Here is a 21438-nt window from a genome sequence, read left to right as displayed (position 1 = left end):
TATATGGAGTATTATAATCACAAGCGAATGAAGGCAAAATTAAAAGACCTGAGCCCGGTTGAATACCGAACGCAGATCTTAGAAGCTGCTTAAATTATTTGTCTAACTTTATTGGGTCAGTTCACTTGCTTGTTCTATTTTTCGTGAAAAAGGAACTCCATCTTCCTTTGGCAGGAGATTTCCATCACCTTCAAAAGAATTTCCAATAACTCGAAGCTTAACAATCTGCAAAACCTTTCGATCAAAGGAAATAAATAATTCTTTCCATTTCAATACCTCTTCATATTTTTTTGTGGCATATAAACAAGACATTCTAGAAGGGTATTCTGGATATTCTTGAAGTCTTACCATTTCTACTATCACTTCTCTAATAGCTCTTATCGTCTGGCCGGCATACTTAATAGCAACATTGGCATCTTCGGTATTCAAAGACATTCCTTCACTTGAATAATGTTCATGTAAGATATGAAAAAAGTCCTCTCCTTTAGAATTTAATTGCTCCTTTTCAAAAAAGAAACTATATAAGGTATTCTTTTGGTTCTTATCAAAGTTAATAATTTGTCCTATACTCATTTTTTTCCTAGTGACAATGTGATAAACATACAGTTCATTCTCTATCATAATCGCACTCCTATCTCTCATCTAAATCAATAAGTATTTTAAGTACCTAGCCCTCAATCTATAAAAAAGAGTTGACTTAGAAAACTACTTTGTATTATTAATGAAATATGTATCATACGATTCTTTCAATATGTACCCTAGCTTTTCTGCTAATTTAACTGACTCAGGGTTGGCTCCATCCCAACTAGCATACTTTCCTTTATCTAGGCAATCCAATATCAAGGCGGACGCTACAATAGTCGCTAAACCTTTCTTTCGATAATCAGAATTTGTAGCTATTTCAATCTCTATACCTTCGTCATATATACTAAAAGAAGTTGCTGCCGAAACAATTTTTCCATCATGTAAAATAGCATATCCGATCCCTCTGTCTATAAAATCATCAATAGAATTAAACTGACTCACAAAGTCCTCGGAAACTTCGTGGAAAGTAGGCGCATTTACTATTTTTTTGTCCACTTTCTTTATTTCGTAGCCTTCTGGTAATGTAGACAATAGATTCTGTAAATGTGTCCTATCTAAATGCACTGGGTTCTTTTCAAATCTATACCGATCAAACTTTTCAATTTTTCCTATGTGAACAGTTTCTATACGACTTTTCCACTCGTCCGTATCGACAATTACAAGACTGAAATCAGATAGATTATTTAGTAATTCTTCTGCTGCTTCTGTATTAGGGTCTCCTGCAAAGTATACAAAAATACCGACCGTTATCTGCGCAACCGTTGGATTCTCAAGATCATCAACCCAAGCAGTTCCCATATGTCCTTGGAGATATGAAAGAACAATAGTGCTATCCATATTATTAAACATAGGTAATAACTTTTCCCTTACATGAACATCGGCTTCATAAATCATTCAATTTCCCACTTTCTCATATTATATTACTAAAATTTATGTGACTATATTATGGTGATGTCAGTTTAAGAATAGAGATGCTTAAATTGCTCGATTGTGTATTATTGATTGAATCATATGAGATTACCAATTTTCACAGATTTTCAAATTCCACACAAAATGGATGTTTGCTACTATCAAGACAGTATTCTATTCTTTGTCTAAAATTTTCAATAGTTATCATTTTCAAAGCCTGCTCGATAGGGAAAAACCCCACTTCTAAACTCTCTGGAGAAGTAGTTAAGATGCCACCAGTTGGCTTGGCTAAAAAAAGAGTATTGCAAATGGACTTATTCACATTTTGAAAAACTCCGCAGAATTTTACAACTTCAATATCAATTCCTGACTCCTCTTTAGTTTCCCTTATTGCAGCATCTGTCAGAGACTCACCTTCTTCAACTATTCCACCAGGCATTTCCCAACCCCTCATAGGACCTTTAATAAGCAGAATTTCCTTGTGGTCGTTGAGCACAATGGTTGCTGCTGAAAGAAAATGTTTAGGTGGAGTGTAAACAGACGACGTGTTTTGTTCCAAAGTCATTGCCTCCTATTCTTTGTAAATCCTACATACCATATGGGTGTCGAACATAAGTTAAACACTAATCTTCAGATCCATTTAAGGCACAGATTCAATAAATTTAACTGAGGAAATTCACTTTCACACATCCAATAACCATTTTCGTAATTTCCTTTTCTGATAGTATACTTGGCTATTTATAACAATATGTGGAATATCCGAATGCTCTTGGATTAATGACTTAGCATCTTCTTTCGATATACCCATAAAATAATGCACATCATTTTCTTTAATCAATTCATGTTCATCATCTTCATCTAAGGAATCAATAAAGTTTTTCGCATCTGGATTTTTAAAGTTCTTTAACCCATCTCCAATAAAATATCCCGCAACAGCAATTCCTGCGGCTAACCAAATAAAAGACCAAGTCATCGTTTCTCCTCCTAAATATAGGTCTAACTTTTAGCTACCTAAATCTATTAATAATTCTTCTGTTTTTCTTACTCTTTTCCACACGTTATGTTCTAAGAACGCAGACTTGCTTTAAATATTGAACCTATATTTTTATGTAGTTTTAGTTATTTCATAAAAGTCTGTGAACACTACAATTGAAAATTTTGTTTTATTAATTGAGCAACTTTTTCCGGACTCAAATCTGTATTATCTATTCTGATATAATTTTTATTTTTGATTTCATCTTTTTTTGAATTCAGTCTACTACTTTCCATAGTTCCTAGTAAATGTTGTTCGGATTGTTTAATATTTCTTTTAGTTGGCTTATGTTCAAGCCTATGAGTAGATTTATTTCGTATTAACCTTTCCTCTACTTTAGCTTCTAATTCTACAAAATAAATATCAGCTCCCTCTGATGCTACTATTTGACACATATTTTCTATTTCATCCCAATCTTCTTTTTTATCAAAATACCATATCTTAGTAAAAATCATTCCATAACTATCACTTTTTGAGAATGACTTAAATATTTCCCGTCTAAATAGATGTGTTAATTTCCACATTTCCGTACTAAATCCAAAGAGCGGCTCCAATAAGTCAATTGTCATATGGTTATGAAATAGCTTTAACCCTGTTTCCTTAGCTAATTCTTGACCTACCGACATTTTTCCAACTGCTTGGGGTCCAAATATAAAAACAAACTTTTTCATCGTATTTTCCTCCAAAAGTATTTATCCTTTTCGAATTTTAATCTCTATCGTTATATAAAAGTCATTTTCAATGCATACAAGGAACTGCCAATACTTAATTTTTGGTTAGTTATTTTATAGTTGGCACTACACTTAATGTATTCAATAGATTTTTTATGAGTTTGCCTGTTAGTTTTCCTGGTCCTGCTTCTTTTAATATCCTTATATATTATTGAAATAAAATAATATGCTAGCTATTAAACAAAAAACTCCTGTTCCTAACCCAATAGTTCCAGTTACCACATTATATTTATTTTTCTCTCTAAACTTGAACATCATAAGAAGTCCTATGGTTGTTGAGATAAAAAAGAGAATAATAAAACCGATGATTAAAATGTACATTCACTTCCTCCTGTTTTAGTTAAGTTCACATTGATTTTCATGACGGGATTAGGAGGATAATCAATGCGTTAAATTACTTTACACAAGAAAAAGCAAGGACGATGGGAATACGTTGTCTCCTCATAAATTCATCTTCACTACTAAAATCTTCACGCTTAGGTGTACCTTCACGTAAATCTAGAACTGAAAAGCCCGCTTGTTTAAGTGCCATAAAATAATGTTCGATTGTTCGATGATACTTAACTACTATTTGGTCGATCCACGGCTCTTTTCTTTCTCCCTCATGGAAGTAGTCATCGACAATCCAGTTACCGCGTTTATCACCAGATTCCTTACTAGCAAAAGATGAAGTTGTAAGTGGATGCTGGATACTAAAAACAAATTTTCGGTTTTCTTTAAGTGTTTTGTGAACTTCTTGAAAAAGACTATTTATGTCTGAAACATAATGGATGGCAAATCGAGATGTTACAAGGTCGAATGCCTCTTGTGGATAATTATAAGATTCCATTGTTTCCAAGTGTATGGTCCCGTTTTGTTTCAGTATGTTAGAGCGTGCCACTTCCACCATATGTTTCGAACCTTCTATTCCTGTGTAGTTTTTTGCTCCTAACTGTAAAAGTTCTTTACCAAAAGATGCATCACCACACCCTAAGTCTAAGATGCTACTATCTTGAAAACTCCCGATTAACTCATACATAATTGGTCCTTCAATGGCATTATTTGGGCTATCGCTTCTGTTTCTTCTAGTCATGTAATTTTTAAAAAAATCTGTTTGATCGTATACGCTAGATCCTTTATACTCCATAAAACCTCACCCCTTCTTTTCCAACTTCCCAATAAAATTAACCTTTAGTTGAATTAGCTTTTGAATAAAAATTATATATACTCATCAGATTATTCTTTATACCATTTACACCTTTCCACTCGGTCCATTCTTTTGGTGTAATAAAGCCTGAAACATATGTATCAATTGTATGATTATTTTCTAACGCACTTAGTGAGCTGTTAATTAAAAATAAAATATAACGTTCTAAGGATATCAATTGTTCTCTATTCCCTATATTTCCGTGTCCCGGAACGAAAGTTATGATATCTATTTCTTTCACCTGGTTTAGGATAGATATGTATACATCCGGATTAAAAATCGGTAAGTGTAGATTCTCGGTAACTAAATCTCCCATAAATACAATCTTCTCTTCTGGCAAATACATAAACGTATCGCTTGGGGTATGACCTCCACCTAAACAATGCAATTCGACCTTCCTCTTAGAACCTTCAACAATGAGTCTTTCTTCAAAAATAACGGTAGGTAAAACTAATTTCAATCGAGGTAAGTCAACTAGTACCATTGACATTTCGTTAAACTGATTGGTCAAACTATCTTGTATTATTTGTTCTTTACTATTTTCTATTTGGAATTTAAGATTATTCAGATATTTTTTTGTCTCGTCAATCTCATTTTCTAAATTACCGATCACATTTTTTTCCATAAACAGCTTCTTGGTAAGTGAAGTAGAAATGATAGTAGTGTCTTCAAATGCTTGATTGCCAAAAACATGATCACCATGATAATGACTATTAATTAAATATTTTACCCTTTTTCCTGTAATATTTTCAGCATATCTTCTTAATTCAAATCCAGCTGATGGGGTTGAAAAAGAATCAAAAACTAACACTTCTTCTCCTAAATCAACAAAACCAGCATTACTCCATGCCCCTTTTCCAGGTTTTGCGATAGCTGCATAAACTCCTTCGTTTAAACAATTCAATATAAAAAAATCGGTTTCTGCTACTTTAGTCAAATACTGTTTCCTCCTTAATCTATATTATTCATCTCCATTTGTTTACTGTTGGTTAAAGACCAATGCAGATTATGTATAATTATTGAGTTGTTTCCTATCTCAAGTTATTTAGCTGACATAATTGATTTTCCAATACGTATTCTATTTCCACTATACTTTCACCCACCACTCCCTTCATTATTTTTCGTTTTGATAAATTCATCATACATAATCTCTTTATAATATTGCTCATAACCTACCATTCCTAGTTCTCTTGCAGCCATAAGCTCTGCTTCTCTGTCATAAGGAACTCGTACAAAATTAATCGAATTAGTTCCATGCGAACCATCCACAATAACATAAGTAGCATCAACTAAATCTAAACCCACACTTCCTACATTACAAAGGATACCGATTTCATAACTTCTTAATAAAGTTAGATGAATATCTCCATAAAACACAATATCTGGAGTACGCTTCGAATGATGTGAGTTGGTTTCTTCACTATTTTCAAAAAGAGACAAACATTCTGCTAATGAATGATATTCGGGTGCAATTCGTTCAAAAACACTTCTTGGTGATGCATGAAAACAACGTATCATCTTGCCATTTAGCTCAAATTCAAGATGGAAAGGTAAGGAGGCCAAGTAGTTAAAATCCTCTTCTGTTAGCTGACTTTGTGACCATTTAATAATTTCATTATCTGTTTCTTCTCGGATAAACACATCCCAATTCCCATAAATGACTTCATCACAATGCTTTCTAACAAGTTCAATACATTCCGAACCACGCGGACCTTTACCGACCAAGTCTCCTAAACAAAATATTTGATTCACACCACGGTTTTCAATATCCTTTAGCACCGATTCTAACGCAGTTAAATTACCATGAATATCTGAAATAATAGCTATTTTAGACAAACTAATTTCCCCCCTCCATTACAGTCTTATACCGCTGATTAATTTCCAGGTTGATACACAATCTTTTAGATTATTTATATTAACTGCCCTGTACATTTTATATTTTCCTACATATATAAATCATTTCATTACTCTCTTTAATTAGGGGGGAGCCTTCCCAATTTCCATAGGCATGCAATATATCTAATCCGTTTTCGATAAGCAGTCGTTCCATTTCCTTTGGATATGTATACCTCAAGCTAATATTTGTTTTTCTCTCTTCTGCCACATGGTTATCATCCATAAACTTTCTTATGGTTGTATAGTGCTGAATTTGTTCTAGTGGGTCATAATTACTGATTGTATACGCATTTACTATTTTATTTGACAGGGTATCGGTGTAAGTTTTCCAATACTCTTCTGTAGTTGGTTGCAGTAATTCTTCCGCATTCGGAAATCTCGTTCCAAATATAAAAATGCCTTCTTGTTCTAAAAGATTATGTATAGATTTTAGGACAAGGTTTTGTTGTGCATTTGTATGGAAATGTTGAAATGAGTTCCCCACCATATATATTAATGGACTTTTTTTATCTAATTGAAGCATTGTACAATCTTGCTCCAACCATTCAATTTGTATATTTGCTTGATCTGCTTTTTTCTTCGCAAGTTCAAGCATTCCTGCATGTATGTCTATACCAATCATGTTATGTCCCTTTTGCGCTAAAGGAATCGTTATTCTTCCAGTCCCGCATGCCAAATCTAGTACTGGTCCCCCCTGTTTGACTGCCCATTCCTCAAGCATTTTCAGTTCTCCCATATAGGCGTCATTTTCTATATCATATGAAATAGGATCATTGTATTCTTCTAGATTATTTGACATATATATCTTCTCCCTCTTGAGATAACCACTGTGCTATATTCACTTCAAATCCCGGATCCCTCCAAGCAGTAATAGTAGCTATTTCTCCATGTTTTCCCTTGTATTTTCGAACGAAAAGATCACCTAAAAAATAGGCCAATCTATTATATCCAAATTTTCGACCACCATTAATAGAGAACCATTCATGAAATATTTCTTCTGTAGTCAATACTTTGTAATCTTCGTTAAATGCTTGTTTAATCTTTTTAGTGTTTGCTTGAGCAAAATCATACCAGTCTTTCCCTTCATCATTATAAGAAAAAAAGATAGAAGGATGCATAATATCTACTACCTGCCTTGATAAATCCGTTGCAATTCCCTCTCTGTAAAGCGAATTAAGCGGATTTGTCCATTGCACCTTGGACCAATCCATTCCCCGATTATCCGATATAATATTTTGAGCAAGATGCCCAAATTCATGTGCAACAATTACGCGTAAATGATCTGGGTTGGGGGAAAGTTTTTCTAATGCAAACGTAATATTCGGTATTATCTGTTGATAGGTGTACGCATTCGACCCAAATCCACCAACGATCAAATTAATATCAACGGGGAATGATATATTATATTTTTTGTTATACGCTCCTGCAATTTCTTGAATAACTATTTGAATACTTTTATGTACTTCTTTGATCGCATTGAAATGCTGTGGATACTTTTCGATTGATTGCACATGTCTTTCCTCGGTATTTTTACAATGTCTAGTGAAATACTCCTCAAATATTTCTGGAAACGCAGCAAAGTACTCACGTAAAGATTGGGTTGTAGCTTCATAGCTTGTGAAAAAATAAGGGACAGTATCTATTATTTTCAAACTACGTATCCTCCTCATTTATTAACTAATAGTTGACTCAAATAATTTCATAAATGATTCTAAATTTTTCAAAACAGTTTCTCCATCTGGAACTTCTTCGAATAGCTCATTTTGTGTATATATTTTCCCTCCTTTTATCACTCTATTAATCTTTTGGGTATACTTTATATTTACTAATGGGTTTTCATCTAATATGACAATGTCTGCAATTGCTCCTTCTTTAATCACCCCGAGTTCTGGACGTTTTAAAGCTTTAGCTGCATTTATAGTTGCCGCACGAAGAGCATCTATTTCTGTCATGCCAATCTCTACAAACAGTTCTAATTCACGGTGGAGCGCCATTCCGGGTATCGTGAATATTCCCGCAGGGGTATCAGTTCCAGCAACAATCTGTCCACCTAAGTCAAAGTACACTTTTGCAATCGCTTTATTCATCGTTGCTTGTCTCCCCAGACTTTCCAATGAAGCAGTATGGCTTAAAAAGTATTTCCACTGATTAACCAGTCCATCATTTTCTTCAAGCTTCGTCGTTACTTCATTTTTGGGATACCAGTAGTTCTCTAGAAGTTTCGCTTGATCCAATAACACCATTGTTGGGCAAATAATAACCTTGTTTTCGATAAGTACTTTACATACCTGTTCTATTTTTTCCAGATCGGGTTGTTCCCATTGTATAGAATTCCACACATTGGCATCGGCTTGCATTGTCCATTCTGGATATATATCTTGTAAGATTCCAGAAGCATGTTCATTCCATTGGATGCCCATTTTTGCGGCATCTATTGCAGTAACATCCTTTGAATAGACTAAATCACAGCTCACTTCTTTGTTGTATATTTTGGCTTCCTCAACAACTGCTTCCATCACCTCTTTAGGTAACCAACCATATACTTTGATGAAATCTGCTCCTGCTTCCACTTGTCTTCTTACTTCTTTTTTTGCAGCTTCAGGGCTTTCCGCATTCATACTCCAAGGACTTGTTTCACCCCATAAACCAGATGGCCCATCAATAATACGATCAGCTGAAATAACTCGGGGGACAGGCGCTTCCATTGAGGCATGAATCATATCCTTTAACTCATGAACATTACCTCCAGTATTCCGTACAGTTGTTACACCAGAAGCAGTGAACAGCGGTGCATACCCTTCTTTTATATGTACATGCATGTCTATAAGTCCTGGTATAACCCATTTCCCTTGGAGATCTAGCACAACAACATCCGTGTTTAACTTTTCTTCCTGTGCTTTTGTATTTTCTACACTTGCAATTCGGCCATTTTTTATCATGATGTTTTTCAACGTTATATGTCCAGTTTCCACGTCTATTACATTGGCATTTCTCAAAACCATAGTCGTATTAGTCATTCTTCTATTTCTCCCCTTTTGTATTCTTACTAATTACTATACTAATAAAGAGATAGAAAAGTTTCGTTATTCAGTTAATTTATAGCCGATTAAATTTATACTCTTCCCCGTTGTTATTCAATCCACAGTAGTTTTCTCATCTACTAAGTATTTATTAAAGGACATTACAAAAAAACTAATACCAGTTAAAACTAATATAATACTTATAAATATCGGAAAATAACCTATAGCTGACATAGCTGCTGAAAAATTCTCATATCCCCCTAATCTAGTGGAATAAATAGCCACTGCAATCCATGTCATCCCGAATAATATGATTCCTGAGAGTAACGTCGTTGCTCCCATTATTAAATATTTCAACATGACTCCCCCTTCCGGTTACACCATATTTATATATTCGCCTTGGCGAAGAGGTTTCCCTCTCTCATCAAAAAAGATGCCGTTTTGTATTTCCAAAACGGCATCTTTCATAAGTTATTTTAATTCTCCTACGTAGATAGATTGTGGTCGAAAAATTGTGTTGTCTTCCAGTTGTTCTATAGCATGTGCAGTCCATCCAACTATTCTTGCAACACTAAATGTTGGAGTGAACAATTCTGAAGGCATATTAATGGATCGCATGATGGCTGCTGCATAATATTCTACATTTGTGTATAATTTTCTACCCGGTTTATATTCGGCAAGTAACTCAATAATTTCTTTTTCGGCGATTGTTGCTATATCTAACCATGGATCTTTACCTTGAAGCTCGCTACATTTCTCTCGCAGTAAAATGGAACGAGGATCCTCTGTTTTATATATTCGATGTCCGAAGCCCATGATCTTTTCGCCATTTTCTATTTTATTTTTTACGATAGTACGGATTTGCGTGGGATCTTTGAATTCGTTTAGCATAGTAATAACTCCGGACGGTGCTCCTCCATGGAGAGGTCCTTTCATCGTCCCAAGTGCTGAAGTTATGGCGGCTGTTAAATCTGACTCAGTTGAAATTGTTACACGAGCCGCAAAGGTCGATGCGTTTAAACCATGCTCCATGGTAAGTTTTAAGTACGTTTCTAACGCTTCCACTTGAACCTCACTTGGTACTTCTCCAGTTAACATCCATAAATAATTTGCTGTGTGTGAAAGATCGTTGTTTGCTTCAATAATCGGTAGCCCTAGTTGGTTTCGGTAATGTCTAGCTACTATCATCGGAAGTCCGGCTGTTAATATAACCGCCTGCTCCTCTATTGGCATTGCTTTAAATGATGGATGTGCAAATGCAGATATAGCTGTTCTCATCGCATCCATTAAAGAAACTTCTTTAGGAAGCACGTCTATTACCGCTTTTATGTGGGAAGGTAGCTCTCTATAATGATTCATCTTAGAGTCTTTCGCAGCATCTATTTCTCCCGTCCATATAAAAGTTGCCAACTCTTCAAATGATTTAGTTGCTACTAATTTGTCTACTAGTATTCCTCTATATCTTAGCTCCCCTATGTCCCCATCCACTGAAGCAATTTTCGTATGAACTGCTACTACATCTTTTAATCCCTTTTGATACATTTATAACTCCTCCTTTTCTTTAGTATATGAGAAAAACTTGATAATAAAAATTAAATATATATAATCGTATTAATTACTATTATTAATCAAAGAAGGTGTTTAGATGGAATACCAGTGGTTAAAAACATTCTGTACCGCTGCAGAAACACTGAACTTTCGAAAAGCCTCTGAGAGGTTATTGATGTCTCAACCAAGTGTGACTGTTCATATCAAGTTACTGGAGGAGCATTTAGGATCCGCTCTTTTTGATAGACAAAATAATCGAGTAACTCTCTCTGAGGCAGGAAAATATTTTCTACCTGAAGCACAAAAGTTAGTAAATAGTACGGAAAATACGATTCACAAGATGCACGCCTTTAAACAAGGTTATCGTCAGACTTGGACGATTGCGATTTCACCTCTCATGGCCGAAACCATCCTTCCCTATTTTTTACGGTCATTTATGAAGCTACAACCTAACTTAGAAATACATATTCGGGTGGAGGAATCCTATCTGATTGAAGAGCTTGTAGATGCTGGCGAAGTCAACATTGGCATTTCGGCACTCGATGCACAAAGAAAAGGAGTAGAATCCATCTCCATCTATGAGGATCCTATATTATTTGTTATGCCAGTAGATACGTATGATGAGGAAAGCGGTCCACCGATTGATATTAAGGAAGTTTTACAGAAAAACTATTTGTTTACACATCATCATCCTGTTTTCTGGGACGATCTTCTTGTGAAGTTACATAAACACATTAGTGGAGTCCGAACGATGAAAGTAACGCAGGCACATATTGCCAAACGTTTTGTACAAGATGATCTAGGTGTCTCCTTTTTACCTCACTCGATTGTTCGACGTGAGCTATTAGAAGGGAAAGTAATGCAGCCCCATTTTGATTTATTTGAATTACCTACTGTTTCCACCTTCATCATTGTTAAAAAGAAAGGAGACCTGGAAAAGTTATTTATTGACCAAATATCGAAATATTATTTTGGTGGAACATCTTAAGAAAAACACGATGGAATTCTTTACCTCGTCCCATTCAGTAGTACAAAATTCAATAGAACATTCTAATTAGGAATGGCTTAGTTCTTTCCCAAGGAGAACTAAGCCATAACTATTTCGATATTCGACTATTTAATAATAGTCCCCTTTACCTTCATTATATTTTTGTCCATTCAGTTCTTAACAATGAAAAAATGAAAGCATCGTGTGATTGATTATTCTGATAGAGGTATCCCCTCAACAGACCTTCCTTAGTAAAACCTAAACGCTTTAATAATTGTATAGATGGCTCATTTTGCGGATAAGTCACTGCACCAATCCTGATCAGCTCCAAATATTCAAACGAGTATCTTAAAACTTCTTTTACTGCTTCGGAGGTAATTCCATTATTCCAATGAGAAGGGTGCAATTCAAACCCAATCTCAGCTTTCTTACTATAAGTGCTCAGGTTGTTTAAACCTAATGTGCCTACAAAATCACCTGTATCTTTTAATACAATGCCCCACCTGATACCACTTTTACATTCATATGTGCTTTGGAAGGACTCTACTATTTTTCTAGCATCTTCTATACTTTTCAAGCTATCCATACCGTAATATTTAGTCACTTCATCTTTTGACATAATTTCGAAAAAGCTTTCTGTATGTTCCTCTCTTACTTGAACTAAATTCAGTCGATTCGTTTCTAACTCAGGAAATCCCATAAAATCATCCCCTCGATTTATCGTCATTTATTTTAATTACTTTGAAACATAGCAAGCTAAGGTAAGAGAATAGCATTTGAATAACAAAATTTCCCTTTAAGAAAACATTAGTGTCTGTAGCTACAGCTTGTGTGATTCGTTAAAACAGAAAATCATCGCCGTTTTTGTCTTGGATAATTAACTCAAATTTATGATTCTCTGTCTTTGTTTTTACTTCTTCGCTATTTAGGAAATCAGTAATTTCTTTTCGGATTTTGGTTACCGTCTCTTTAGTCTCTAGATCCGAGGATTTCATATTCGTCATGATGGTAATAGATACTTTTTCAGGATTGTAAGAATATCTAATGTCAGCTACCTCATATTCTTTTTTTAGAAAGAGTTCTTCTTCTATGCTACTCATAACGGGCATCCATCGACTCTCGATTTCCTCTTCTGAAAGGTCTCGAGTTATAACTTGTACCTGTTTTGGTGTTTCGTTTGCTTTTAATAGTTCAATCGCCGCCTTGTAGATTTCTACTTTCTTAGCTTCATCAGCTATTGGGATGTACACACTAACTACAGGGCCGTATGTGTTAACATTCATAATCGGATATCCTGCTCCCTCCAAGTCTGACATCAACTTCTCACCCAGTTCCTCCCTTTGTTTGTCTATCTCTTTTTGAACGGATGACACCTCATTCTCATTCTTGGCAGAAACCATTAACTCGTAGTTGTCATATCCCCTTTTATCCAAAATTTCATTCAAAAGATTTATAACTTTGCCCTCTTCTTGCTTGACGTATTCTTCCGTTTCATTCAGCTCTATGTCAAAGTATGGCTTCTGTTCCCATTTCCCTATGCCAATAGCTGATAGTTGATACCCTTCTTTCGCCAAATCTTCCCAGATTACTTCTTGAATAGGTTTATAAAATATTTGCCCTAAATACGGAATTTTCGATACTACTTCCGCCATGGTTGGACTAAGGAATGCGGAACCTGTTAGGACTACAAAACTGATAACAGCAGCTACTACAAAATGCAGTTTTCTCCTTTCTCTTTTTCTTCCTGTTGACTTTTCAACGTCTGTTCTATTTTTCGACTCTTTGCTAATATTTTTAGCAAATTCGTATAAGGAAGGTGGTGTCTGGATTTTATCCATCTCTTCTTGAATTTCTTTCTTCACGGATTCATCGATTTTCATTGTGTATTCACCCCTATAAACTGATTTTCGATCAACCTTTTTTTCAGAGCATTCCTTGCCCGGCGAAGATGGGATTTGACCGTAGAGCTTTTCAGTCCCAGCATTTCTGATATTTCTTGGATTGCTTGCTCTTGGTAATAGTAAAGGATGAGTACGATTTTGTAGTCACTGTTATCGAGGGATGATATGCCCTTTTTAATCTCGTTTTCGGTTTCCTCTTTTAGTAGACATTCCATCACGCTATACTTGTCCGTTACCACTTCGACTTCAAGCGGGGATTCTTTCAAGCGTTCATTCTTTCTCCAAGCGTCGATGGATCGGTGAGAAACCAGTTTATAAAACCAGGTGTTGAAATAAGTAATTTCTTTTCCACTCATGATATTTCGATATGCCTCAACCAAAGCATTTTGGACAACTTCTTCTGCCTGTTCCTTCGACTTCAGGATACCGAAACTGGTCCTGTAACCCTTCTCAATCAAAGGAGTGACTAGTTCAGCAAAAGCTTCGTCCTCCCCTTTCTGAATCCGTGATATCAGTGTTTTCTGTTCCAAGCGTAAACCCCCTTTAATTGTTCCTACCTTTTAGGCGACGGTGAGGCTACTTAGGACGCACAAATATTTTAAAAAAGGAAAAGAAATTGAATTTATCCTGCTTCTCCTGTATTTTGTTCACTAATAATACGTTGATATTAAATAAATAACCAAGTTCAATGAACCTGGTTATTTATGTACAATTTTTGTTTATATCATTCTATTTTATGATTTTTATAGTAAATCAAAAAGTCAGTCCACTGATCATTCTCTAGCGAAAACTCTTTTCTTTCACATTCAAAGATAAATCCAGCTTTTTCAGCGAGACGTATCGAGGGATAATTATCGATATTAATATGTAATTCAATTCGGTGAAAATTCAAAGTGGAAAAGAAAGCTTCAGTAGCTGCTAATACACTTTCCAAACCATACCCATTGTTCCAATACTGATTGTGAATGGAGTAACCCATCATGGCCCACTGGTAATCCATTCGTAAAATAGTTATAAGTTCAACTTTTCCAACGTTTACTCCATCTTCTTTACGGAATATCCCAAGAATGTACATTTCATCTTTTTTAGCTAATTCATTAAAGCCTTCAATCCATTCAACAAACCATTCTTCAGTAGAAGTAGGCATATTTAAAGGGCGACCATCATCATATGTATATTGTGAGGGCATTCTGTTGTCAAACTGCTCGTACCAATTACTATAATCCTCTTTTTGAAAAGGACGTATGATGAACCTTTCCGTTTCTATAACTAACTTTGAAAACTGCATTTCTTCACCTACTCTTGTATTTCTACGTAATTCTTAATATCACTTTTCCTTGTGAAGAATCTTCAAGTAGTTCAACATTAAAATCATGTGTTAACTTGCGGATTATACTTATACAATCAGTCGTTATTATTTCTCTATAACTTTCCATTCTTTCTAAATACTCGACTCCACATCCACCATAAAATTAATAAGCATATGATGTAAAGGATATATTGAACTATAGTTATTGGGTATCCTAGTATTTTATGTCTTACGATATCCAAACCTGCTAAAGCAAATACCCCCAAAATAATTAGTGATATGCCCTTTTGATGTTTTAGGGAAGTTCGCTTCATTAACCGGATTATCACATAATAAATGGGTAGCATTATAACAAGTGCAAGTAGAGCTACACTTCTAGAAGTAAAAAGGTTAAACAGTAAACCAGAATGCGGAGATAGGAATACTACGAGATTTCCTTCAGGAAGTGTATCAAACGCCCCTACATACGTATTACCTTCTTTTTGTAATGGTAAATTGACATAGACACTAGCCCTTTTTGGAACTTTAACTTCTATGTCTAAGTTTTTAAATTCACTCCAATAGGACGCTGGATGCAGTAGGTAATCTAAGCGGTAAATAGGATGGAGATTGGCTCTCTCATCTATACCTAAATCTGCTTTGTATTCAATAGTTAACGTATGTCTGCTCTTTGCATTCAAAGTGATATTAAATGTTTTTGCTCCTAATTTACCGGATGCTCCTATTAGATCATACCCTCTAAAGGAATATGTTTGCCCTGTTCTTGGATCGATCCATTCCCTGTGTGGTTTATTCCCTATTAATTCTTCTGGGTAAAAAGGAGCATTACCGGTTATAGAGATATCCGTTCCATCTAAGTCTACACTCCATTCGCTTGACACACCTGGCTGTGGGAATGCTATAGGTACTAGAAGATCTTCTTCCGTTTTGTTTTCCATTTCATATATTACTCGAATATTTGCAAACATCATTTGATAGGGGGATACTTCTCCTTCTTGTTCAATTTCTATATATAATTTTTCACCCTCTATACTGATCACACTTTCCTCCAGTGGTAAGACATGTCCAGTAGGAGTGGTAGGCTCTTCAAAATAACTCGTGCCATTTGCAAAGATAGAGGTTGGTTTTATACAAATACTAGCTAATATGAGCAAGATTATTACTTGCTTTCTCATCTCCTTCCCTCCCTTAAACTTTATTTGACCTTTCCAGCTAAAGGCTTATCATTATACATCTCGGTATTATATGTAGATGGCAATCCCACCTGGCAGATGCAAATCATCAAGGTACTCTTTTGCCATTAAAAGCAATTCATATGTATCGTTCCATTATTTCCTCAGTTCAAATACATTTTTATGATGTGTTATCGGAACTATGACACCACAGCCCATTAATATATCTGGCTCGTTTTTCCACTGAAAAAATAGCTAGTTTCATTTCCAAATACAATATTCTGTTTTAATCTTTATAAGGATTACAAAACGGACAATTTTCCGTTTTTACCTCCCACCAACTCATCGATTATAGTTGGGATTTCCATTAGACTATCTACAACATACTCTGCTTGAACATCCACATCCTTCCATTGCATATCTTTCTTCCAAATACCCTTCATCCCTACATGTTTAGCCGCTCGCATATCATTATCTGGATGGTCACCGATAAATACGCATTCGTTTGGTTGGAGCCCAAGTTTGTCGGCAGCCCGTAAAAATATTTGGGGATCTGGCTTTTTAACATCCTCCCATTCAGAAATTAAAATTGTTTGGAAATAATCTTCTATTCCTAAAGCCATTATATTGTCCATTTGAAACTGACCGAATCCATTCGTAATCATCCCTATTAACATCTTTCTCTCCTTCAATTTCTCTAGCATTAATAAAAGGTTATCAAAGGGTACACAACAATACTTAAATTCACTCAAATAATCTTCCAGTAGTTCTTGCCAAGTAATTTTGGTAATTCCAAATTCCTCTGCTAATTGGCTATATACTTTGTCCTTCCAAACATATCCTCGACTGTCTAATTGTATAAGCCTTGCTGTGTACACATCTTTTGTAATAGGACCTATGAGGTGACTAAATCTATCGTATTGCTTATCTGCAAACAACTTTAATGACTCATCTCTATTGAGTAAAGTACCATCTAAATCGAACAGAACTGCTTTTATCATTTTATTCTCCTTTCACTTACTTTAAGTCTTTTGGATTACTTTCTACATCTCCTGGTTCAAATCCTTCTTTTATTTATTCATAAATAAAACATCATCCATGTATAAAGGATGATGCCATTCGTAATTACTATTCCGATAAGGTGACGTCTACGATTTCGTCAATTGATAGTTCAAACGAGCGAAAAGGATCCTCTATTTCAATTGTTCGCTTTCTCAAATCAATCCATTGGATCGTACCGCGGTTATAGATAAACTCTCCCTCTTTCCACCGTTTTATTTTGATTTCGACGTTTCGTTGCATTGCGAGTGCGATTTGATCATGAATAACTTCATAGTCAAACTCATTTAAATCTGGGCGAGGCTCTTTTTTTATCTCTTCTCCATATTCTCGAAGCATCTTCACATGCTCTGGCAACATCATTGCTACCCACTTTTTCGACCCACGATCCTGCAATCGAGATAAATCCAATTGGTTCCAATCTTCTTCAAAGTTAGCCATGTTATCACATCTCTCTTTTTTACTTATCATATAGAACATTTGTTCTTATTTCAAGTGGGAATTAATGGCCGCTGAAAAAATGATCTTCAAAAGTGTACATAACAATGATGGAGCGATTATGGAAGGTGATTGATCGATTATCGGTTTCTATTGATCGATTAACGGTATTCGTCGATCGATTATTTGATTCCATCAATCGATTATTAGACATCATCGATCGATTATCACAGATTTCCTAATAAAAAGACACGCTCATAATGAACGTGTCTAATCTTTATTATCTACATCAATTCTTTTGCAAGTAACCGATAAACATTTAAACGTTTTTCTTGCGAATGCGGAATACTACAAATCATGACTTCATCGAAACCATAATTACCTTGTTCTTCCTGTAAAGTCTCTGCTACCTCTTTTGCAGAACCGACTAGATGAATTTTACGATTTTCTTGAATCATCATGCGATCCATTTCCGTCAGCGGATAATCTTGCGCTGCCTCTGGTGTCATTAATGAACGAATTTGCCCTTTCATAAGAGACAAACGTGCAATGTCCTGAGGTAATGCTTCAAATTCAGCCTCTTCCTTGGTTTCTGCAGCCGTTACAAGGTATGTAACATTAATCTCTGGCTTCTCCATTAAAGCAGACGGCGTGAAGTTATTACGATATGTGTCTAATATCGCTGGAGTCATACCACCTTGGAAAAATTGTGCAAACGAATAGCCAAGACCCATTCTTCCAGCCTGTACAGCACTATTACCAGTGGAGCCAAGTAACCAAGCTTCTGGTAATACGATTTTAGAAGGACTGGCAATCGTTCTGTTGTATAAGCTATCCTCTGGAACTTCATCATTGATCAGTTGCAGGGCAATTGCTAACTTTTCATACATATTGTTGACCAATGGAGGACGACCTTCCGAAAGAGCATACATCGCATGATTATCTCCGCCTGGAGCTCTTCCTACACCGAAGTCAATACGACCTGGAGAAAGTGCACTTAAGGTTTTAAAAACCTCCGCTAACTTCAATGGTGAGTAGTGCATCATCATCACGCCACCTGTACCGATACGTAATTTTTTGGTTTTCGCAGCTAAGTGAGCCGCAATTACTTCCGGTGCAGAACTTGAAAATGCATCGGTTCCATGATGCTCGGCCATCCACATACGATGATAGCCTAGTTCATCTGCTAAAATAGCCAATTCTTCTGCTTTTTTTAATGCCCCTGCTGCCGTATTGCCAGATGTGACTGGCGCTTGATCTAATACACTTAGTTTCATCTATATATCTCCCCTTCAACAAATGCTCGTTTAATACGTTTCTTTTCAAATGCTATCGAATTAAAATTAAAAAGTAAACGAAAGGGACTTGATAATAGAAATATTATTGAAGTAAATAGCTAACCACCTTGGCACTTTAAAATTTCTACTTCTTTTAAATTCTATGGAGACATAAAATCTTAACAGTTCAATCTAAACGTGAGGAGATGATTTTTTGGTTAGCCTGTTGGAAAATATATTCCAAATCTCGGCAATAATACTACTTCTATGTTCTCTCTATTACTATAGACATTTTAAAAAAACGAAAAGAGAAAGAAAGCTTACTTCCCTTGAATTTTCGATGTTTTTGTTAACAGAAGTAGCAATTTTTCTCTGTGCAGGTAGTTATCTACTTCTTCTCTTGGATAAAGGTTGGATTTAGCTATATAAGCCTAAGGGGAAAAATATGTTGGAAATATAGAACCTAAGTGGAACTGGTTGTAGAGTCGTCACAACTAGCTCCTCTTTTTTCAGTAATCATATGGCATTTTCGTGTTACAAACCAAATGGAGGTTTATGTTAAAATACAAATAAATAAAGACGTCAATATGGTGAGTCGTTAAGTTAAGGACGAAACTTCTAGTCGCTGCACAACTACTGTTTTGCTTATTACATATGGAAATACAGCCTTTTTTATTGAAATAAGTAATACAAGAATGGATGTGCTTTATGGAAGAAATGATATCACCATTTATTCAACCAAACTTGAGAAAACTTTTATCCTTCGCAACCTCGGAAAGGAATATCGATCGAGAATACGAATTATATATCCACTCACCAGTTAGAGAGTTATATGGATATATCTTTGAAGATGAAGTCGTTGGTTGTATAGGAATAGAGATTTTAGATTTCAAGCGCTGTGAAATTAAACATATTGCAGTATTTCCCAACCATAGAGGAAAAGGTCTAGGAAGTAAAATGATTAGTTTTATTAAAGTTAAACATCCAGTACCTTTTGTTATTGCTGAAACCGATAAAGAAGCTGTAATTTTTTATGAAAATTACGGATTTAAAATAACGAGTTTGGGAGAAAAGTATCCAGGTGTGGAACGCTTCCAATGTATCCTGAAAAATAAGTAGACTATTATATTAAGCTAACATCATCGGTTTTATTTCTATCAGAATTAAAGTATTTCTTATTGAACTATAGTAAATAAAGTTGAGTTGCAAAGGGGTAGTATATGTCCAAGTATATTAGTATATTTTGCTTAACATTAGTGGCTAGTGTAATTTTATTTTTTCTATTTGCTGGAGTGTTTGATGGTGGTGATTATGCCGAAACAGCCATTTATACAATAGGAACAATAATCATTGTACTTCTATCATTTTTGATATCTCTTATGTACTATTTAATAAATTTATTGCAAAGGAAGATTTAGATCTACTTTTCAATAAAGGTGTGCTTTAGTAAAAAGAGGAAATAATAAGATCGAAAGCAGTGCTAAAAAGCTAACGGGTTCGGATTATGCGGAGAAATTATTAAATAGCGTTCAAATTGGAGAAAAAATTCACATATGAGTTGGTGTCTCCTTTTTTGTTGTTACATCAATCTTTAACGGGGTTAACAAATGAATTAGCACATCAATTCACAAGCGAATTGAAACTAAATAAATTTATGTGATGTCCGCAAAAATAATGGAGTTTTTATGTTAATCTAAATAGAAATTGTGAGAGATTTCACTTAAACTAACGCCGCAAGTTAGCTAAATAGGGGTGTAACATAAATCACTAAAAATACATTTTGAAAGAGGGATATTATGAACCACTACCAAATTGTAAAAGAAGTAATTAATGATTGGGACCCGATGAACTTTTTAAGTTTCTCATCTGAGGATGAATATGATCCAGAAATAAGTCGCATTGTATCGCGATTACCAACTGCATCTGTTGAAAAATTAGCTGTAGTGATACATGAGGTCTTTGATGAAATGTTTTCGAGGAGTAGAAGTAGAATACCTTCAATTAATAATTGTTATCCAAGTGCCTTAAAAATTTGGGACAAAATTTATAACAATAAATTTCCAAACTTAAAAAAACGATATTAATCAAAAGAAAATATTATTAACTAACGGATGCTTTACTTCAAGAAGGAGTAAAGCCTTCTTTAAATGCAATTAGTTTTGATGTTAACCATCCAATGGCATCTGAAGAAATTTCTCTACGTCTTGGAATTGCAGGAGTTTTATGGGCAGTTAGTATATTATTTTTACTAATTGGCATAATAAATTTTTCATCTATCAGGTAGAACACAGTAGAAACTTAATAAAGATGTAATCCTTCTTCAATAACGAGGTGCTTTAGCTCACAAGTGTCTGCCTATAAGGGTAGCTTTTTCTTATTGAACTAA

Annotated in this window: 28 protein-coding genes; 6 read left to right on the top strand and 22 right to left on the bottom strand. The window is 35.0% G+C overall.

Translation table 11 applies throughout. From position 1 onward, the window contains the following. The coding region (locus BM260_RS16595; RefSeq protein ID WP_139219922.1) for an IS3 family transposase at positions 1–93 on the top strand (93 nt) is incomplete at its 5' end. A gap of 15 nt (positions 94–108) precedes the next feature. Here BM260_RS16595 and BM260_RS16590 read toward each other — a convergent pair. The 13 genes from BM260_RS16590 to BM260_RS16525 all read right to left on the bottom strand — a co-directional run bounded on the left by BM260_RS16590 (position 109) and on the right by BM260_RS16525 (position 10902). Continuing rightward, positions 109–621, bottom strand: a complete 513-nt coding sequence (locus BM260_RS16590; protein WP_093538475.1) for a DUF2441 domain-containing protein — start codon at positions 619–621, stop codon at positions 109–111. 84 nt (positions 622–705) lie between these two features. Continuing rightward, positions 706–1479, bottom strand: coding sequence for a GNAT family N-acetyltransferase (locus tag BM260_RS16585; protein ID WP_093538474.1), 774 nt, complete (start codon positions 1477–1479; stop codon positions 706–708). 133 nt (positions 1480–1612) lie between these two features. Beyond that, the gene (locus BM260_RS16580) at positions 1613–2053 is read right to left on the bottom strand and encodes an NUDIX hydrolase (RefSeq protein WP_175496334.1); all 441 of its coding nucleotides are present in this window, start codon (positions 2051–2053) and stop codon (positions 1613–1615) included. 123 nt (positions 2054–2176) lie between these two features. Then, the gene (locus BM260_RS16575) at positions 2177–2467 is read right to left on the bottom strand and encodes a DNA-binding protein (protein WP_093538472.1); all 291 of its coding nucleotides are present in this window, start codon (positions 2465–2467) and stop codon (positions 2177–2179) included. Positions 2468–2637: 170 nt separating this feature from the next. After that, on the bottom strand, positions 2638–3198 hold the full coding sequence (locus BM260_RS16570) for a DEAD/DEAH box helicase family protein (RefSeq protein ID WP_093538471.1): 561 nt from the start codon (positions 3196–3198) through the stop codon (positions 2638–2640). Positions 3199–3652: 454 nt separating this feature from the next. Beyond that, positions 3653–4384 (bottom strand): class I SAM-dependent methyltransferase, encoded by a 732-nt coding sequence (locus BM260_RS16560; RefSeq protein WP_093538469.1) that lies wholly within the window; start codon positions 4382–4384, stop codon positions 3653–3655. A 37-nt stretch (positions 4385–4421) separates the two neighbouring features. Beyond that, positions 4422–5381 (bottom strand): MBL fold metallo-hydrolase, encoded by a 960-nt coding sequence (locus BM260_RS16555; protein ID WP_093538468.1) that lies wholly within the window; start codon positions 5379–5381, stop codon positions 4422–4424. Between the two features lie 158 nt (positions 5382–5539). Beyond that, entirely contained in the window at positions 5540–6280 is a 741-nt protein-coding gene (locus tag BM260_RS16550) for a metallophosphoesterase family protein (protein ID WP_093538467.1), read from the bottom strand. 97 nt (positions 6281–6377) lie between these two features. Beyond that, positions 6378–7139 carry a class I SAM-dependent methyltransferase gene (locus tag BM260_RS16545; protein WP_093538466.1) on the bottom strand — a complete coding sequence of 254 codons (762 nt, stop codon included), beginning with the start codon at positions 7137–7139 and terminating at the stop codon, positions 6378–6380. Continuing rightward, positions 7129–7992, bottom strand: coding sequence for a hypothetical protein (locus BM260_RS16540; protein ID WP_093538465.1), 864 nt, complete (start codon positions 7990–7992; stop codon positions 7129–7131). Before BM260_RS16540 ends, BM260_RS16545 begins: the two co-directional genes overlap by 11 nt. 21 nt (positions 7993–8013) lie before the next feature. Next, on the bottom strand, positions 8014–9357 hold the full coding sequence (locus BM260_RS16535; protein ID WP_093538464.1) for an amidohydrolase family protein: 1344 nt from the start codon (positions 9355–9357) through the stop codon (positions 8014–8016). Between the two features lie 117 nt (positions 9358–9474). Continuing rightward, positions 9475–9717, bottom strand: coding sequence for a hypothetical protein (locus BM260_RS16530; RefSeq protein ID WP_093538463.1), 243 nt, complete (start codon positions 9715–9717; stop codon positions 9475–9477). Positions 9718–9831: 114 nt separating this feature from the next. Beyond that, complete coding sequence (locus BM260_RS16525) at positions 9832–10902, bottom strand: citrate/2-methylcitrate synthase (protein WP_093538462.1); 1071 nt, start codon at positions 10900–10902, stop codon at positions 9832–9834. A gap of 103 nt (positions 10903–11005) precedes the next feature. Here BM260_RS16525 and BM260_RS16520 point away from each other — a divergent pair, with 103 nt between their 5' ends. Continuing rightward, complete coding sequence (locus tag BM260_RS16520; protein WP_093538461.1) at positions 11006–11896, top strand: LysR family transcriptional regulator; 891 nt, start codon at positions 11006–11008, stop codon at positions 11894–11896. 154 nt (positions 11897–12050) lie between these two features. On the opposite strand, the gene BM260_RS16515 is transcribed toward BM260_RS16520, so the two are convergent. From BM260_RS16515 to BM260_RS16485, 7 genes are all read right to left on the bottom strand, one after another. Beyond that, positions 12051–12596 carry a GNAT family N-acetyltransferase gene (locus BM260_RS16515; protein ID WP_093538460.1) on the bottom strand — a complete coding sequence of 182 codons (546 nt, stop codon included), beginning with the start codon at positions 12594–12596 and terminating at the stop codon, positions 12051–12053. Positions 12597–12735: 139 nt separating this feature from the next. Beyond that, entirely contained in the window at positions 12736–13776 is a 1041-nt protein-coding gene (locus BM260_RS16510) for a DUF4030 domain-containing protein (RefSeq protein ID WP_093538459.1), read from the bottom strand. Beyond that, a complete protein-coding gene (locus BM260_RS16505) occupies positions 13773–14327 on the bottom strand; it encodes an RNA polymerase sigma factor (protein WP_175496333.1) in 555 nt (184 codons plus the stop codon). The genes BM260_RS16510 and BM260_RS16505 overlap by 4 nt, the downstream gene beginning before the upstream one ends. 194 nt (positions 14328–14521) lie before the next feature. Further along, complete coding sequence (locus BM260_RS16500) at positions 14522–15085, bottom strand: GNAT family N-acetyltransferase (RefSeq protein ID WP_093538457.1); 564 nt, start codon at positions 15083–15085, stop codon at positions 14522–14524. Positions 15086–15219: 134 nt separating this feature from the next. After that, the gene (locus BM260_RS16495; RefSeq protein ID WP_093538456.1) at positions 15220–16281 is read right to left on the bottom strand and encodes a hypothetical protein; all 1062 of its coding nucleotides are present in this window, start codon (positions 16279–16281) and stop codon (positions 15220–15222) included. 299 nt (positions 16282–16580) lie between these two features. After that, on the bottom strand, positions 16581–17279 hold the full coding sequence (locus tag BM260_RS16490; RefSeq protein ID WP_093538455.1) for an HAD family hydrolase: 699 nt from the start codon (positions 17277–17279) through the stop codon (positions 16581–16583). Positions 17280–17406: 127 nt separating this feature from the next. Next, positions 17407–17778, bottom strand: a complete 372-nt coding sequence (locus BM260_RS16485; RefSeq protein ID WP_175496332.1) for a YolD-like family protein — start codon at positions 17776–17778, stop codon at positions 17407–17409. 107 nt (positions 17779–17885) lie between these two features. On the opposite strand from BM260_RS16485, the gene BM260_RS18850 reads away from it, so the two are divergent. Then, the gene (locus BM260_RS18850) at positions 17886–18017 is read left to right on the top strand and encodes a hypothetical protein (protein WP_281249766.1); all 132 of its coding nucleotides are present in this window, start codon (positions 17886–17888) and stop codon (positions 18015–18017) included. Between the two features lie 42 nt (positions 18018–18059). On the opposite strand, the gene BM260_RS16480 is transcribed toward BM260_RS18850, so the two are convergent. Beyond that, on the bottom strand, positions 18060–19052 hold the full coding sequence (locus tag BM260_RS16480) for an LLM class flavin-dependent oxidoreductase (RefSeq protein ID WP_093538453.1): 993 nt from the start codon (positions 19050–19052) through the stop codon (positions 18060–18062). Positions 19053–19760: 708 nt separating this feature from the next. Here BM260_RS16480 and BM260_RS16470 point away from each other — a divergent pair. The 3 genes from BM260_RS16470 to BM260_RS16460 all read left to right on the top strand — a co-directional run bounded on the left by BM260_RS16470 (position 19761) and on the right by BM260_RS16460 (position 21136). Continuing rightward, positions 19761–20171 carry a GNAT family N-acetyltransferase gene (locus tag BM260_RS16470; RefSeq protein ID WP_093538451.1) on the top strand — a complete coding sequence of 137 codons (411 nt, stop codon included), beginning with the start codon at positions 19761–19763 and terminating at the stop codon, positions 20169–20171. 101 nt (positions 20172–20272) lie between these two features. Continuing rightward, a complete protein-coding gene (locus BM260_RS16465) occupies positions 20273–20470 on the top strand; it encodes a hypothetical protein (RefSeq protein WP_093538450.1) in 198 nt (65 codons plus the stop codon). A gap of 378 nt (positions 20471–20848) precedes the next feature. Next, entirely contained in the window at positions 20849–21136 is a 288-nt protein-coding gene (locus tag BM260_RS16460) for a DUF1871 family protein (RefSeq protein ID WP_093538449.1), read from the top strand. Positions 21137–21173: 37 nt separating this feature from the next. On the opposite strand, the gene BM260_RS18535 is transcribed toward BM260_RS16460, so the two are convergent. Further along, the gene (locus tag BM260_RS18535; RefSeq protein WP_175496331.1) at positions 21174–21311 is read right to left on the bottom strand and encodes a hypothetical protein; all 138 of its coding nucleotides are present in this window, start codon (positions 21309–21311) and stop codon (positions 21174–21176) included. Positions 21312–21438 lie beyond the last annotated feature (127 nt).

Origin of the sequence: Psychrobacillus psychrotolerans (assembly GCF_900115805.1) — a bacterium.
Taxonomy (GTDB): Bacteria; Bacillota; Bacilli; order Bacillales_A; family Planococcaceae; genus Psychrobacillus; species Psychrobacillus psychrotolerans.
This window is presented reverse-complemented; position numbering and strand designations above follow the sequence as displayed.

Bases quoted from the DNA above. Each gene is read 5' to 3' on its own strand.
- BM260_RS16470 (WP_093538451.1), top strand. From the start codon at position 19,761: ATGGAAGAAATGATATCACCATTTATTCAACCAAACTTGAGAAAACTT.
- BM260_RS16480 (WP_093538453.1), bottom strand. From the start codon at position 19,052: ATGAAACTAAGTGTATTAGATCAAGCGCCAGTCACATCTGGCAATACG.
- BM260_RS16570 (WP_093538471.1), bottom strand. From the start codon at position 3,198: ATGAAAAAGTTTGTTTTTATATTTGGACCCCAAGCAGTTGGAAAAATG.
- BM260_RS16545 (WP_093538466.1), bottom strand. From the start codon at position 7,139: ATGTCAAATAATCTAGAAGAATACAATGATCCTATTTCATATGATATA.
- BM260_RS16525 (WP_093538462.1), bottom strand. From the start codon at position 10,902: ATGTATCAAAAGGGATTAAAAGATGTAGTAGCAGTTCATACGAAAATT.
- BM260_RS16575 (WP_093538472.1), bottom strand. From the start codon at position 2,467: ATGACTTGGTCTTTTATTTGGTTAGCCGCAGGAATTGCTGTTGCGGGA.
- BM260_RS16590 (WP_093538475.1), bottom strand. From the start codon at position 621: ATGATAGAGAATGAACTGTATGTTTATCACATTGTCACTAGGAAAAAA.
- BM260_RS16500 (WP_093538457.1), bottom strand. From the start codon at position 15,085: ATGCAGTTTTCAAAGTTAGTTATAGAAACGGAAAGGTTCATCATACGT.
- BM260_RS16495 (WP_093538456.1), bottom strand. From the start codon at position 16,281: ATGAGAAAGCAAGTAATAATCTTGCTCATATTAGCTAGTATTTGTATA.
- BM260_RS16465 (WP_093538450.1), top strand. From the start codon at position 20,273: ATGTCCAAGTATATTAGTATATTTTGCTTAACATTAGTGGCTAGTGTA.
- BM260_RS16520 (WP_093538461.1), top strand. From the start codon at position 11,006: ATGGAATACCAGTGGTTAAAAACATTCTGTACCGCTGCAGAAACACTG.
- BM260_RS16585 (WP_093538474.1), bottom strand. From the start codon at position 1,479: ATGATTTATGAAGCCGATGTTCATGTAAGGGAAAAGTTATTACCTATG.
- BM260_RS16490 (WP_093538455.1), bottom strand. From the start codon at position 17,279: ATGATAAAAGCAGTTCTGTTCGATTTAGATGGTACTTTACTCAATAGA.
- BM260_RS16460 (WP_093538449.1), top strand. From the start codon at position 20,849: ATGAACCACTACCAAATTGTAAAAGAAGTAATTAATGATTGGGACCCG.
- BM260_RS18850 (WP_281249766.1), top strand. From the start codon at position 17,886: ATGGAGCGATTATGGAAGGTGATTGATCGATTATCGGTTTCTATTGAT.
- BM260_RS16560 (WP_093538469.1), bottom strand. From the start codon at position 4,384: ATGGAGTATAAAGGATCTAGCGTATACGATCAAACAGATTTTTTTAAA.
- BM260_RS16485 (WP_175496332.1), bottom strand. From the start codon at position 17,778: ATGGCTAACTTTGAAGAAGATTGGAACCAATTGGATTTATCTCGATTG.
- BM260_RS18535 (WP_175496331.1), bottom strand. From the start codon at position 21,311: ATGCCAATTAGTAAAAATAATATACTAACTGCCCATAAAACTCCTGCA.
- BM260_RS16535 (WP_093538464.1), bottom strand. From the start codon at position 9,357: ATGACTAATACGACTATGGTTTTGAGAAATGCCAATGTAATAGACGTG.
- BM260_RS16515 (WP_093538460.1), bottom strand. From the start codon at position 12,596: ATGGGATTTCCTGAGTTAGAAACGAATCGACTGAATTTAGTTCAAGTA.
- BM260_RS16510 (WP_093538459.1), bottom strand. From the start codon at position 13,776: ATGAAAATCGATGAATCCGTGAAGAAAGAAATTCAAGAAGAGATGGAT.